Genomic DNA, 15,130 nt, shown 5'->3' on the forward strand with positions numbered 1-15,130 from the left:
GTGCGGACGTTTGCGGAGGTCCGGTCAGTAGCTGACGGGCAGGGCGGTGAGGCTGCGGTTGAGCAGGGAGGGCTGCCAGTTCAGCGCGCCGGGGTCGCCCAGGGTCAGGCCCGGGTGGTCGCGGACCAGGGTGCCCACGGCGGCCACGGCCACCAGCCGGGCCAGTGCGGCGCCGATGCAGAAGTGGGCGCCGAAGCCGAAGCCGAGGTGGGTGGCGCCGGTGCGGCGGACCTCGAACCGGCCGGGGTCGGGGAAGCGGGCCGGGTCGCGGTTGGCGGCGGCGGTCACCAGGAAGATCCGGTCGCCCGCCCGCAGGGTGCGGCCGTCCAGCTCCAGGTCGCGGACGGCGGTGCGGATCGACATCTTGGAGGGTCCGTCCAGGCGCAGGGTCTCCTCCACGGCTCCCCGCACCAGGCCGGGGTCCTGGCGGACGGCGGCCAGTTGGTCGGGCCGGGTGTGCAGGGCGAGGACGGCGTTCGCGATGAGGTTGCTGGTGGTCTCCCCGCCGGCGAACGCCATCTGGGTGAGCATCCCGACGAACTCCTCCTCGGTGACCGACTCGCCCACCCGGCCTTCCCGCAGCACCTGGCTGATCAGGTCGTCGGCGGGTTCGGCGCGGCGGCGGGCGACGAGGTCGGCGAGATAGTCCTCCAGGCTCACCAGCGCCTGCAGGGACGCCCGGTACTCGCTCTCCTCCTGGGCGGTGCCGAGGACGAGGTCGGCGACGCGGGCGTTCCAGTACCAGAAGGCGGGTGCGTCGGTGCGGGGGATGCCGAGCCAGCGGGCGAACACCAGCGCCGGCAGCGGCTTGGCGACGTCGGCCATGAGGTCGCCGGTGCGGCCCGGCACGGCCTTGCGGGCGAGGACGGCGCGGGTCGCCTTCTCCGTGAATGCCTGGTAGCGGGCCACCGCCCGGGCGGCGAACGCCTCCTGGAAGACCTGGCGCAGCCTGCGGTGCTGCGGCGGGTCGTTGAAGACCATCCAGCGGGACAGGATCCCGAAGGCCCGCTCGGCATCCTCGCGGGCGCCCTGCGGCACGGCGTCCATCAAGGGCCGTACCCGGTCGGCGGAGACGGCGGGGTCGCGCAGGCAGCGCATCAGCGGGTCGTACCCGGTGACGAACCAGGCGTGGTGCAACGGGCTGTAGTAGACGGGAGCATGCTCCCGCAGGGCGTCGAGCCGGCCGTAGGGATCGGCGACCATCTCCGGAGAGAGCAGGTACCGCTCGGTGAAGGCGGGTGCGGCGGCGCCCGGAGCACCGGCAAGGACGGTGGCCGCCGGGCAGGCCGTGGTCGCAACGGCCGCGGGTGCGGCGGCGGTTGCGACGGCCACCGGGGAGACGGAGATCTCGACGGCCGCCGTTGTCCCGGCGGCCGCGACGGTCATCGACGCAGCGGTGGTCATCGGAGCAGCGGTGGTCATCGGGCCTCTCCCGCCTCGGTCGCGACGAGGATGTCGGCGATGCCGTCGACCCTCGGCTCGGCCATCATCGACATGTGGTCGCCCTCGCTGACGTGCAGGGTGAGTCCGCCGCCGGCCAGTTCGCGCCAGCGTGCGACGTAGGTGTCGTAGTCGACGTCCAGGCCCGGCATGGTGCGCCCCCGGGGCAGGCCGGCGGCCTCGCTGCCGACCACGAGGTGCACATGTCCGGGGTACGGGCGGACCTCGTAACCGGCGAGGGCGGCGAGCAGCGAGTGCCACACCTCGATGGGCGCGTCCTCGACGAGTGCCGCCTCGGCCGGGCTCATACCCGCGCCCAGCAGGGTGGCGGTGAGTTCGGCCGTGGCCCGGTCGCGCTCCGCGGAGGGCGGCATGCCGCGCAGCCCGTTCCGCTGGCGCAGTGCCGTACGGAGGTCCTCGGTGACGCCGTTCAACCGGTCGCGCGCGGCAAGGTTGGGCAGATACGGCTCGATCAGGACCAGCGGCGCCACCGGGTGACCGGCGCTGTCCAGCTGAGTGGCCATCTCCAGGGCGATGTTGGCGCCCATGGACCAGCCGAGCAGGGCGTGCGGGCCCTTGTCGCCCCGGTCGGTGATCTCGGCGACGTAGTTGGCGGCGATCCCGGTCACGGTGCTCGGGTCGACCCCGCCGAGCAGTCCCCGGGCCTGGAAGGCGTGCACAGGCCGGCCGGGCGGCAGGGCCCGGGCGAGCGGGACGAACCAGGCGGCGCTGCCGCCCGTGGGGTGCACGCACCACAGCGGCTCCCCCGCGCCCTCGCGCAGCCGTACCTCGGAGGTGACGGCGGTGGGCAGGCCGTCGCCCGCGGCCCGGGTGGCGTGCTCGGCGAGCTGGGCGATCGTCGGGTGCTCGATCAGGTCGCCGACGGAGACCGGCAGTCCGCGTCCGGCGGCCGTCAGGGAGACGCGGACGGTGGACAGGGAGCTGCCGCCGAGGCGGAAGAAGTCGTCGTGGACGCCGACGCGGGCAAGGCCCAGCACCTCGCGCCAGATCTCGGCGAGGATCTTCTCGGCCGGGGTGGCGGGGGCCACGTACTCGGTGTCGCGCTGGGCCAGTTCGGCCGGCGGCAGCGGCAGCGCGCGCTTGTCGATCTTGCCGCTGCGGTTGACCGGCAGCTCGTCGAGGAGGACGAACCTGGCGGGCACCATGTACGCGGGCAGTGAGGCGCGCAGGGCGCGGCGCAGTTCACCGGGGCCGGGGCGCCCGGGGCCGCGGAGGACGAGGTAGGCGACGAGGGCCGGTTCGCCGGGCAGATCGGTGCGGTGCAGGACCACGGCTTGGCCGACCTCGGGCAGCCGCCGCAGCGCGTGCTCGATCTCGCCGAGTTCGATGCGGAAGCCGCGCAGCTTCACCTGCGCGTCGCGGCGGCCGAGCCACTCCACGGAGCCGTCGGGTCGGTGGGTGCCCAGGTCGCCGGTGCGGCACAGCCGTTCGCCGGGCGCGCCGTAGGGGTCGGGGACGTAGGTGGAGGCGGTGAGCGAGGGACGGCCGAGATAGCCGCGGCCCACGCCCTGTCCGCCGAGGTAGATCTCGCCGGGCACGCCGACCGGGACCGGCTGGAGGTCGTCGTCCAGGACGTGGACGCGGGTGTTGCGGGCCGGGGTGCCGATGGGCGGGTGGCCCTGGCCGGGGCTCAGTTCGGCGGAGAGGGTCCACACGGAGGTCTCGGTGAGGCCGTAGACGTTCTGGAAGCGGCGGCCGCGTGACCAGGCGTCGGCGAGTTCGGCCGGGCACGCCTCGCCGGCGACCTGGAGCACCCGCAGCCGGGGGAAGTCGTCCTCGCCGAGCACGGCCAGGGCGCTGGGCGGCAGCATGGCGCCGGTGACCCGTGCCCTGCGCAGGGTGCGGGCGAGGTCGGGGCCGGGGCGCAGGTCCTCCTTGGGCGCGGTGATCAGGCGGCCGCCGTTGGCGAGGGACCAGGTGAGTTCCAGGATCGAGGCGTCGAATCCGAAGGACGCGAACTGCAGGACCCGGTCCCTGGAGCGGGGGCGCACCAGGTCGCGCTGGCCTTCGATCATGTTGGACAGGCCGCGGTGCGGGATGGCGACCCCCTTGGGGGTGCCGGTGGAGCCGGAGGTGTAGATGATGTAGGCGAGCGTGTCGGCGTCGGGCCGGCGGCCCGGAACGGGGTCCATGTATCCGGCGGGGGCGTCCAGTTGGATCACGGGCCCCTGGAACGGCACCGTCCCGTCGAGCGCCCGCTGGGTCAGCAGCACCCGCATGCCGCTGTCCTCGGCCATGAACGCCAGCCGCTCGGTGGGGTGTTGCGGATCCAGCGGCAGGAAGGCGCCGCCCGAGCGCAGCACGCCGACGGCGGCGCGCACCAGGTCGGGGCCGCGTTCGACGCAGATGCCGACCACGGTCTCCGGGCCGACCCCCAGCCGGCGCAACCGTCGGGCCAACTGCTCCGCCTGCCCGTCGAGTTCGCCGTACGTCAGCCGCTGTCCGCGGTACTCGACGGCGACCGCGCGCGGGGTGCGGGCGGCGTGGGCTGCGATGTGCTCGTGGAACAGCAGCGGGGAGGAGGGGATCTCGGGGCCGCGGGCCCAGACGTCCAGGGCGGTGGCGCGGGCCGCGCCGGTGAGCGCGGGGCGCGTGACGCGGGCGTCCGGACCCTCGACCATGGCCTCCAGCTGGGCGCAGTACACGTCGGCCAGTTGCTCGGCCGTGACGGGGTCGACGAACTCGGGGTCCACGTCGAGGGTGAAGGCGTTCACGCTGGCGTTCACCAGCAGCGGGAACATGGTCCGGGCGATCTCCAGGGACTCGTCCCAGGAGTCGTGCGAGAGCCGGTGGAAGTTGACGTAGTTGAAGACCGTGTCGGTCAGGTTCGGCTCGGTGGGACGCAGCCGGGCGATGCGTACGAGGGGCACCCTGCGGTGCGGCAGCATGTCCTGCTCGGCCGCGAAGACGTCCCGCAGGTAGGAACGCCAGTCGGCGCGCGGGCGGGCGACGCCGAACGGCACGGTGTTCAGGAACAGTCCGCGCATCCGGTCCGCGCCGGGCAGCTCGGGCCGTCCGTTGGTGACCAGGCCGATGCTGTGGCCGAGCACGCTCTCGTCGCGGTCGGCGAACAGGCTCATGGTGTGGTGGAAGGCGGTGAGCAGCACGGTACGGCGGGGTACCCCGGCATCCTTGGCCAGCCGGCCGATGCGTTCGGCGAGGTGGGCGTAGGAGCGCCGTACCTCGTGCACCGGCTGCCGGTCCGCACCTGCGCCCGCCGCACGCCGCCGGAGGGTCACCGGCCGCAGGTCGGCGAGGCGTTCACGCCAGTACGTCAGTGACTCCTCACTGTCCAGGGCGGCACGTTCCAGCGCCACGTACTCGGCGAAGGGCGGGGCCTGCGGCGGCCGTGGGGCGGTGCCGTGGGCGACGGCGTCCCGGTGCAGGGCGAGCAGGTCGGCGACGAGCGAGGTCAGGCTCCAGCCGTCCAGCACGACATGGCAGTCGGTGAGGACGAGCCGCAGGTCGTGGTCGGTGATGTGGTGAAGGTGGATGCGGACCAGGGGCGCGGTGGCGAGGCCGAAGCGGTACTCGAACTCCTCGTTGACGAACTGGCGCAGCCGCGCCCTCTGTTCCTCGCGCGGCAGGCCACGCAGGTCCGTGTAGCCGACCCGGAGACGGGCGGCGCGGTGGACGAGCTGGAGGGGTTCGCGGTACGAGACGAGGTCGACGGAGCTGCGCAGGATCGGGTGCCCGGCGACCACCGCGTCCACGGCCGCTTGGAACGCGCCCAGGTCGAAGCCCTCCGGCACGGTGATCTTCAGGTCGGTGACGTTGTGGTAGGCGCCGCGCCGGGGGTCGGCGAGCATCTCGTGCAGCATGCCGGCCTGGAGCATGGTGAGCGGATAGGCGTCGTCGAGCCCGTCGGGCAGGCGGCCGGCGTCGGCGGGGTCGAGCTGGGAGAACGGGGCGACGGGGGCCGGGGCTTCGACGGCTTCGGTGACGAGGGCGGCGAGGTCGGCCAGGGTGCGGGCGCGGAAGACGTCGGCGACGGTGAAGGCGAGCCCGGCCGTGCGTCCGAGGCCGACCAGTCGCAGCGCGAGGATGGAGTCACCGCCCAGGTCGAAGAAGTTGTCGCCGCGGCCGACGTGTCCGGCGCCGAGCACCTGGCTCCACACTCCGGCCAGGGCCTGTTCCACCTGCCCCTCGGGCGGCACCTGCGTGTGCTGCGCGGTCGCGGCGGGGACGGCGGCGGTCAGCGCGGCCCGGTCCACCTTGCCGTTGGCGGTCAGCGGGAGGCGTTCGTGGCGGACAAACAGCGCGGGGACCATGTAGTCGGGCAGGGTCAGCCGCAGCCCCTCGCGCAGGGCGTCGGTGTCGAGCGGGCGGGCCTCCGGAGTGACGACATGGGCGGCCAGGCGGGCCGTGCCGCCGTCGCGGCGGGCCACCACGGCCACGTCGGCGACGCCGGGCAGGGCGCGCAGGGCGGTCTCGATCTCGCCGGGCTCGATGCGGTAGCCGCGGATCTTCACCTGGTGGTCCGCGCGGCCGACGTACGCCAGCTGGCCGTCGGGCAGCACCCGGACCAGGTCGCCGGTGCGGTACATGCGGGCGCCGGGCGCGGCGAAGGGGTCGTCGAGGAAGCGTTCGGCGGTCAGCTCGGGCCGGTTGCGGTAGCCGCGGGCCACGCCGCCGCCGGAGACGTACAGCTCGCCGGTGCTGCCGGGCGGCACGAGCCGGCCCCGGGCGTCGAGGACGTAGCCGTGCTGTCCGGACAGCGGGCGGCCGATGGGAGAGCGGACGCCGGCGACGACGTCCTGCTCGGTGATGGTGCGGATCGTGACGTGCACCGTGGTCTCGGTGATCCCGTACATGTTCACCAGGGCGGGCCGGTGTCCCGGGGCGGTGAACCAGCCGCGGTAGTCGCGGACGTCGAAGGCATCACCGCCGAAGACCACAGTGCGCAGGGCGAGTTCGGAGAAGCCGCCACCAGCGTCCTCCAGGTGGGCGCGCAGGCCCTTGAAGGCGGCCGGGGTCTGGTTGAGGACGGTGACGCCCTCCTCGCGCAGCACCCGGTGCACGGCCACCGGATCGCGCACCTCGTCCGCCGTCAGGACGACGACGCGTCCGCCGCTCGCCAGCGGCGCCCACAGCTCCCACACGGAGAAGTCGAACGCGGGCGAGTGCATCAGCGTCCACACGTCGTCCGGGCCGAAGTCGAAGTGCCGGTCGGCGGCGTCCAGCAGCCAGGCCAGGTTGCCGTGGGTGACCTCGACGCCCTTGGGGCGGCCGGTGGAGCCGGAGGTGTAGATGACGTAGGCGAGGTCGTCGGGTGCCGGGCGGACGTCGTCGGTCCACGCGGGCTCCGGCACACCGCCCTCGGTCCGCACCGGCTCCGGCGCACCGTCCTCGCTCCTCAGGGACTGCGGCGCGCCGTCCTCGTCCAGCGCGATCACCCGGACGGGCAGTGCGTCGACGGCGGCGCGGGTGCCGGTGTCGGTGACGATCCAGTCGATGCCCGAGTCCTGGACGGTGAACTCGCGGCGGGCCTTGGGGTGGGAGGGGTCGAGCGGCAGGTAGGCGGCACCGGCGCGCCAGACGGCGAGGAGGGCGACGGCCAGGTCGGGGGTTCGGTCGAGGCAGACGCCGACCAGCGAGCCGCGGGTGACCCCGGCCGCGCGCAGCCGCTGCGCGAGGCGGGACGCGCGGGCGTCGAGCCGGGCGTAGGTCAGGGAGTGCGCTCCGCTGACGGCGACCGCGTGCGGGGTACGGGCGATGCACCCGGCGACGCGGTCGGCGGCGGTGCGCGGGACGGTCAGGGGCTCGTGGCCGGCGTTGGCGGGTCCGTCCGGGCCGAGCAGGTGGGCGCGTTCGGCGGGGGTCAGCGGGTCGATGGCGCTGAGCGGGGTGTCGGGGGTGGCGTGGAACGCCTGAAGCAGGTTCACGGTGTGCCGGGCGAGCGCGGCGACGGACGCCTCCTCGAACAGGTCGGTCCGGTAGACGAACGCCAGGTCGGTGCGGCCGTCGCCGTCGCGCAGGTCGAGTGTGAGGTCGAACTTGGCGGTGGTGAGGTCGATCCGGTACGGCGCCCCGGTGGCCGCAGCGAGGTCGAACCGGGAGGTCGTGGTGTCCGTGTGCGTGTAGAGGACCTGGACGAGGGGGTTGCGGGCGAGGTCGCGCTCCGGGCTGAGCGCGTCGACGACCTGTTCGAACGGCACCGACTGGTGCGAGAACGCCTCCAGGACGCGTCCCCGGGTTCGGGCGAGCAGCGCGGCCGGGGTCGGGTCGTCGGAGAGGTCGCCGCGCATGACAAGGGTGTTGACGAAGAACCCGACGAGCTGTTCGGTCTCGGCCCGCTCACGGTTGGCGACGACGGTGCCGACGGCGATGTCCTGCTGCCCGCTGTGGAAGGCCAGCGCGGCCTGGAAGGCGGCCAGCACCGTCATGTACGGCGTGGTGCCCGCGCGCCGGCTCAGCTCGGTGAGGGCGTCGGCCTGCGCGGCGGGCAGGGTGACGGTGTGGACGGCGCCGCCGCTGCCGGGGGCGTCGGGGTGCGGGTGGTCGGTGGGCAGGTCCAGCGGGGTGAGGCCGGCCAGCCGGGAGCGCCAGTGGTCGAGGGCGGCGGACGGGTCGCCCTGCCGCTGCCATATCGCGTAGTCGGCGTATTCCAGGGGGAGTTCGGGGAGCAGGGCGGGGCGTTGGCGCGTCCTGGCCAGGTACAGCTCGGTGAGGTCGCGGACGATCAGGCCGAGCGACCAGCCGTCGGCGACGATGTGGTGCATGCCCAGGACCAGCACGTGGTCGTCGTCGTCGGCGCGGACGAGGGTGGCCCGGAAGGCGGGTTCCCGGGCGAGGTCGAAGGGGCGCACCGCGGCCGCGTGCACGGCGGCGGCAACCCGCCGCTCGCGGTCCGCGCCGGACGGGCCGCCCGTCTCCACGACCTCCAGGCAGTCGGGGTCGGCGGGCAGGAGCCGCTGGTACGGAATGCCCTCGTGCTCGGGGAAGACCGTCCGCAGCTGCTCGTGCCGGACCGTCAGGTCCGCGACGGCCGCGCCCAGGGCGGCCGGGTCCAGCGGGCCGGTGAACCGCCAGGCGGCGGGCATCAGATAGGTGGCGGCGCCGGGGTCGAGGCGGTCCAGGAAGTACAGGCGCTGCTGGGCGGGGGACAGTGGGGTCCGGTCGGGGCGGGGACGGGTCCGTACGAGACCGTCGTCCCGTACGGCGGTCCGGCCGCGCAGCCGCTGCTCCAGCAGTCGCCGGGCGGCCGGGGACAGGCCGCCGGGCGGGGACAGCTTGTCGGCCGGGGACGGCCCATCGGCCGGGGCGAGGGGGCCGGGGCGCATATCGGATGTGGTCATCGGGTAACTCCGATCTCGAACTCGGGAAGAAGTCCTGGGGCAGGGCGGGCGCGGCGGGCGCTCAGAAGTCGGTGAGCGAGAGGTCGATCTCGTCGTCGCTCATCTGCGAGATCAGCTCCAGCAGCCGGCGCTCCACCTCGGCGGCGAGCCCCGCCACCGTGGGGTGTTCGAACAGGTCCCGGACCTGCAACGGGCAGTCGAACGCGGTGCGCAGCCGGGAGGCGACCGCCACCGCGCGCAGCGAGTGGCCACCCAGGACGAAGAAGTCGTCGTGGACGCCGACCCGGGGCAGGTCCAGCACCTCGCACCAGACCTGCGCGACGACCGTCTCGGCCGGGGTGCGCGGCGCCGTGAAAGCGTGCCGCTCGCGTGCCGCGGGCTCCGGCAGGGCGGCGGTGTCCAGCTTCCCCTGGACCGTCAGGGGCAGCGCGTCGAGCAGGACGATCGCCGAGGGCACCAGGTAGTGCGGCAGTTGGGACCGGAGTTGCGTCTCCAGGGACTCCTCCGACAGGCCGCTGCCGACCGCGTAGCCCACCAGCGCCTTCTCGCCGTGCAGGGTGCGGACGACGACCGCCGCGCCCCGCACTCCGGGGTGCCGGCGCAGCACCGCCTCGGCCTCCTTCGGCTCGACACGGAACCCGCGGATCTTGACCTGGTCGTCGTTGCGGCCGAGGAACTCCAGCTCGCCTTCGGGCAGTCGGCGTACGACGTCACCGGTGCGGTAGAGCCGGCCGCCGGGCGTGCCGAAGGGGTCGGGCACGAACCGCTCGGCGGTCAGGGCCGGCCGCGCCAGGTAGCCCCGGGCCAACTCGGCCCCTCCGAGCAGGAGTTCCCCGGGTACGCCCTCGGGGACGAGTTCGCCCAAGGGGTCGACCACGTAGGCGCGGCGACCGCCCAGGGGCCGGCCGATGGGCACCCCGCCGGGTGGGACGGCGGCGACGCTGTGCGCGGTGGCGGAGATCACCGCTTCCGTGGGCCCGTAGGTGTTGAGCACAGGCACCCCGGGAAGGTACGCGAACCACCGCTCCAGCGGATCGGCGGGCAGCGCCTCTCCCCCGGTCACCAGCAGTCGCAGGGACGCCAGGCGCGGGGCCAGCAGGTCGAGCCGGGACACCAGCTCCGCCCAGTAGGAGGGGGTGAGTTCCATGACGGTCACCCGCTCGGCCGCGACCCGGTCGGCGAGTTCCTCCACGGCCCAGATCTCGTCCGGGCGCACGATCACCGCGGCGCCGACGGTCAGCGCGGGCAGGATCTGCTCCAGCGAGGCGTCGAAGGAGGTCGAGGCGAAGGTGAGCACCCGGTCGTGCGCCGTCAGCGCGAACTTCTCGCGTGCGGCGGCCACATGGGCGTCCAGGGCGTGGTGCTCGACCCCGACCGCCTTGGGGCGGCCGGTGGAGCCGGAGGTGAAGATGACATACGCCAGGTCGCCGGGGTCGGGGGTGTGCCAGGGGCCGTCGGGCTGCGGCCGGACCTCGTCGGCGTCGACCACCGCCATGCCGAGCGCGGTGACCTTCTCGCGGTTGCGCGCGTCGGAGACGACATGCCGGACCCCGGCCTCCTGGAGCATGTACCGCAGCCGCTCCTCGGGCAGCAGGGTGTCGAGCGGGACGTAGACACCACCCGCCCGCCAGACGGCGAGCATCGCGGCCACGGACCACACACCCCGGCCGACGCACACGCCGACGGCGTCGCCGGGGGCCACTCCCCCGTCGGTCAGGGCGGCGGCCAACCCGCCGGTCAGGGCGTCCAGTCGGGCGTGTTCGAGGGTCGTCCCCTCGCACACGACGGCCGGGTCGTCCGGCCGGCCGGCCACCCGGAACCTCGGCGCGGGCGCGGCGTCCCGCCCCGCCGACGCCACCAGGCGGTCCCGTTCTCCCGTGGTGAGCAGTGGTGCCTCGTCGGCCCGGGTGCCGGGGTCGGCGACGACGGCTTCCAGCAGCCTGCCGACATGGCGGGCGAAACGGGTGACGGTGGCCGGTTCGAACAGGTCGGCGGCGTACTCGACGTTGAGGGCGAACCGTCCGGGGCGGACCACGAAGGTGGCCGTGAGGTCGAACTTGGCCGAACTCCACGGCAGCGGGAAGTCGGTGGTGTCCAGGCCCGGAAGTCCGGAGCCGCCCGTGGAGGCGTCCTGGACGTCCACCATGACCTGGAACAGGGGGTTGCGGGACAAGTCGCGCTCGGGGCGTAGCCGCTCCACGACCCGTTCGAAGGGAACCTCCTGGTGGTCGAAGGCGCCCAGGACGACGTCCCGTACCCGGTCCACGAGTCCGGCGAAGTCGGGGCGCCCTGACAGGTCCGTGCGCAGGACGACGGTGTTGACGAAGAAGCCCACCAGCGGCTCCAGTTCGACCCGGCCGCGGCCGGCGACGGGGGTGCCCACCGATACGTCGGTCTGACCGGACCAGCGGGCGAGGACGGCCTGGGCGGCGGCCAGCAGCACCATGAACCGGCTCGCGCCGCGCTCGCGGGCGAAGGCGTCCACGCGCTCCACGAGCGGGGCGGGCAGGTCGACCTCGACGGCGCCGCCGCGGCCGGTGAACGCGGTCGGCCGGGGCCGGTCGGTGGGCACTTCGAGGGCGGGCGCGGCCTCCAGCGTCCGCTGCCAGTAGGCGAGTTGCGGCTCCAGGGCACCGCTGTCGGTGCGCTCGCGCTGCCACACGGCGAAGTCGCCGTACTGGACGGGCAGCGGTGCCGGCGCCGCCTCCCGGCCCGCCAGGCGGGCCGCGTAGTGCTGGGCGAGTTCGTCGAGCAGGACGCCCTTGGACCACCCGTCGGTGACGGCGTGGTGCAGGGCCAGCAGGACCACGTGGTCGTCACCGGCCAGCTCCCACACCCCGGCCCGCAGCAGGGGCGGCCGCGCGAGGTCGAAGCGGCGCGTGGCGAGCGCCTCGGCCTGCCGTCGTACGGCCTCCAGGCGTGCGTCCAGGTCTGGTGCCTCGGGCGCGGCCTCCCACTGGAGCGGGACGCTCACCGGGTCGCACACCTGCTGCACGGGGCGGCCGTCGCTCTCGATCAGCGCCGTGCGAAGCACCTCGTGCCGTGCCACCAGATCGTCCAGGGCCTGCTGCCAGGCGGTGCGGTCCAGTCCGCCGCGCACCCGCCAGGAGTACCACAGCAGGTAGGAGTCGCCGCGGTCCGAGGTGCGGTCCAGGAACCACAGCCGTTCCTGCGCGAAGGACAGCGGGAGCGGCCGGGTGCGGTCGACGGGGACCACCTCGGCCGTGCCGGAGGTGCGGGCGCCGGCCACGCACGGGGCGAAGCCACGCACCGTCGGGTGCTCGAAGACGGTGCGCAACTCGATGTCCCGCCCGAGCCGTTGGGCGATCCTGGAGACCGCCATGGTGGCGAGCAGGGAGTGTCCGCCGAGGTCGAAGAAGCTGTCGTCGATGCCGATTTCGTCCAGGCCCAGCACGTCGGCCCACACCTCGGCGACGACGCGTTCGGTCTCGTCGCGCGGCGGAGTGTGCGCGCGGTCGTCGCCCGCCCGGGTCCGGGACGGATCGGGCAGTGCGGAGCGGTCGAGCTTGCCGGAGACGCCGACCGGGAGGGTCTCCAGGACGACGAAGTCGGAGGGGACGGCGTAGTGCGGCAGATAGCGTGCGCACCAGGCGCGCAGTTCCGCCCGGTCGGGCGCCGAGGTCGCGTCCGGGGCGGGGACGACGTAGCCGGTCAGTGTGCGTCCGGTGGCGCGGTCGGGGCGGACGGCGGCCGCGGCGACCGACGGGGACGCGCGCAGCACGGTCTCCACCTCGCCGAGTTCGACGCGGAAGCCCCGGATCTTGACCTGGTCGTCGCGGCGGCCGACGAACTCCAGCTCTCCCGCGGGCGTCCAGCGGACGATGTCGCCGGTGCGGTACAGGCGGCTGCCGGGCGGACCGTACGGATCGGGTACGAAGCTCCGCGCGGTCGGGGCAGGGCGGTTGAGGTAGCCGCGGGCCACCTCGGTGCCGCCGATGAGGAGTTCGCCCGAGACGCCGACCGGCACCTGCGCGTCGTCGGCGTCCACCACGTAGACGCGCCGGTCGCCGAGCGGCCGGCCGATGGGCACGCTGTCGGGGGGCGGGTCCTCGGCGTCGTGGGTGGTGGCGGTGACCGTGGTCTCGGTGGGCCCGTAGGCGTTGCACACCCGCACCCACGGAACGGCGGACCGCCAGGCGGCCAGGGTGTCGGCCGGGACGGCTTCCCCGCCGAGGACCAGCAGGCGCAGCGGTGCGAGGGCCGCGGCCAGCCGCCGGTCGAGGCAGAGCGTCAGCTCCGCCCAGTAGGTGGGCGGCACGTTGACGACGGTCAGGGCGTGCCGCTGGACGATCTCCGGTACCTGACTCGGCAGCCAGGGCTCCTCGGGGCGCATGACGACGGTGGCGCCCGAGGTGAGAGCGGGCAGCACCTGGTCCAGGGAGGCGTCGAAGGAGAAGGAGGCGAAGGCGAGCACCCGGTCGGCGGCGGTGATGCCGAAGCGCCGGCGGGCGGCGGCCACGTGCGAGGCGAGCGCGGCGTGTTCGACGCCCACCGCCTTGGGCCGGCCGGTGGACCCGGACGTGAAGACGACATGGGCGAGTTGCCGGGGATGAGGCCGGTGGCGGGGGCCGTCGGGGTCCGGGGGGACGGCCGTGACATCGACCGTGGCGGGCGCGAGCGGGCCGGCGGTGGCGGCCGTCACCGGATCGGTGACAACGCAGGCCAGACCGACCTCCTCGGCCATGAACGTCAGCCGCTCGGTGGGCAGTTCGGGATCGAGGGGCACGTACGCGCCGCCGGCCCGCCAGATCCCCTCGATGGCGGCGACCGACCACAAACCGCGGCGCAGCAGGACGCCCACGGGGTCGCCCGGGGTGACGCCGACTGCCTGGAGTGCGGCGGCGAGTCCGCCGGACATGCTGTCGAGTTCGCCGTAGGTGGCGCTGTCGTCGCCGCACAGCAGCGCGGCCGCGTCGGCCCGGCCGGAGAACGCGATCGCCTCCGGCGGGCCCGCGGGACGGTCGGGGGCGTGGTGCCACTCGGGGCGGGGGCGGGCGGGCGCGCCGGGCCCGGCGGGCAGTGCACGGGCCAGGTCCTGGACGGGCGTTGCGGGGTCGGCGACGACTGCCTGCAGCAGTGCCACGTAGGCCCGGGCGAACGCACTCATCGTGGCGGCGTCGAAGAGCGCGGTGGCGTACTGGAGGATCGCGGCGATGCTGCCGTCCGCGCGCAGGGTCAGGTCCAGGAAGACGTCCAGCGGCGTCTCGGTCAGCGGCGGCTCGACGAGGGACACGTCCAGGCCCGGCATCCGCACTGGCCGGATGGGGGTGTTGAGCAGGGTGAACGACGCCTGGGCGAGCGGATGCCGGGACAGGTCGCGGGAGCCGCCCAGCGCGCCGACCACCAGGTCGAAGGGGGCCTCGGCGTGCGAGAGGTCACCGGGTACGCGGCTTCGCACCCGGTCCAGCAGCGTGTGGAAGCCGGGTCGGCCGGACAGGTCGGTGCGCAGCACGACGGTGTTCACCAGTGGGCCGATCAGCGCGGCGGCGCCGCGCTGGGCACGGTCGGCGAGCGTGCTGCACACGGCGACGTCCGTGCGGCCCGACCAGTGACCCAGGAGCGCCTGGTAGGCGGTGAGCAGGACCATGTAGCGGGTGGCACGTCGGGAGCGGGCCAGGGCGTCCACGGCGGCGACCAGTTCGGCGGGCAGGCCGAAGCGGACGACATCACCGGAGCCGTCCCAGACGCGGGGCCGCGGCCGGTCGGTGGGCAGGTCGAGCGGGGTGAGCCCGGCCAGCCGGTCCCGCCAGTGCCCGAGCAGCCGCTCCAGCCGCTCCCCGCGGAGGCGTTCCGCCTGCGCGCGGGCGAGGTCGGCGTACCGCACGGCGAGCGGGTCGACGGGCTCGCAACGGTAGCCCGCGGCCAGTTCCTCCAGCAGCACGCCCCAGGACCACCCGTCCACCGCGATGTGATGGACCTCGATCAGCAGCAGGTGCTCGTCCTCGGTGACGCGGGCGAGAGTGGCACGGACCGGATGCCCGGCGGACAGGTCGACGGGACGCCCCAGGCACCGGGCGAACAGATCAGCCGGCCCGTCGGCCGTGATCCGCCGCAGCGTGAAGCCCCCGGGGGCGTCGACCACGGGCACCGGCTCCCCGTCGACGGCGGTGAACCGGGTGCGCAGAACCTCGTGCCTGACCACGATCCCGCCCAGCGCCCGCTCCAGCCGTCGGGCGTCCAGGACCCCCCGCAACCGCAGGACCAGCGGGAGCATCGATCCGGTGGAGGAGCCCGCCAGCTGGTCCAGAAACCACAGCCGACGCTGCGCGAAGGATGCCGTGCGGGTGTCCACGTCGTGCGGTGCCCTCTCGGGGGCCGGTCCTGTTGTCACTGTGAGCCTCCCAGCCGTG

3 protein-coding genes are annotated in these 15,130 nt (G+C 74.4%); all 3 read right to left on the reverse strand.

Going from position 1 to position 15,130, the window contains the following annotated elements:
- Positions 1 to 24 precede the first annotated feature (24 nt).
- The 3 genes from ACIQRL_RS27640 to ACIQRL_RS27650 all read right to left on the reverse strand — a co-directional run bounded on the left by ACIQRL_RS27640 (position 25) and on the right by ACIQRL_RS27650 (position 15,111).
- Positions 25 to 1,422, reverse strand: a complete 1,398-nt coding sequence (locus ACIQRL_RS27640; RefSeq protein WP_401336608.1) for a cytochrome P450 — start codon at positions 1,420 to 1,422, stop codon at positions 25 to 27.
- The gene (locus ACIQRL_RS27645) at positions 1,419 to 8,759 is read right to left on the reverse strand and encodes an amino acid adenylation domain-containing protein (RefSeq protein ID WP_401336611.1); all 7,341 of its coding nucleotides are present in this window, start codon (positions 8,757 to 8,759) and stop codon (positions 1,419 to 1,421) included. Before ACIQRL_RS27645 ends, ACIQRL_RS27640 begins: the two co-directional genes overlap by 4 nt.
- Before the next feature lie 61 nt (positions 8,760 to 8,820).
- Entirely contained in the window at positions 8,821 to 15,111 is a 6,291-nt protein-coding gene (locus ACIQRL_RS27650; protein ID WP_401336613.1) for an amino acid adenylation domain-containing protein, read from the reverse strand.
- Between the last annotated feature and the right edge of the window lie 19 nt (positions 15,112 to 15,130).

The organism is Streptomyces sp. NPDC091209 (assembly GCF_044757755.1).
In the GTDB taxonomy this organism is placed as follows: Bacteria; Actinomycetota; Actinomycetes; order Streptomycetales; family Streptomycetaceae; genus Streptomyces.

Coding starts and splice junctions, on each gene's coding strand:
- ACIQRL_RS27640 (WP_401336608.1), bottom strand. CDS start 1,422: ATGACCACCGCTGCTCCGATGACCACCGCTGCGTCGATGACCGTCGCG.
- ACIQRL_RS27645 (WP_401336611.1), bottom strand. CDS start 8,759: ATGACCACATCCGATATGCGCCCCGGCCCCCTCGCCCCGGCCGATGGG.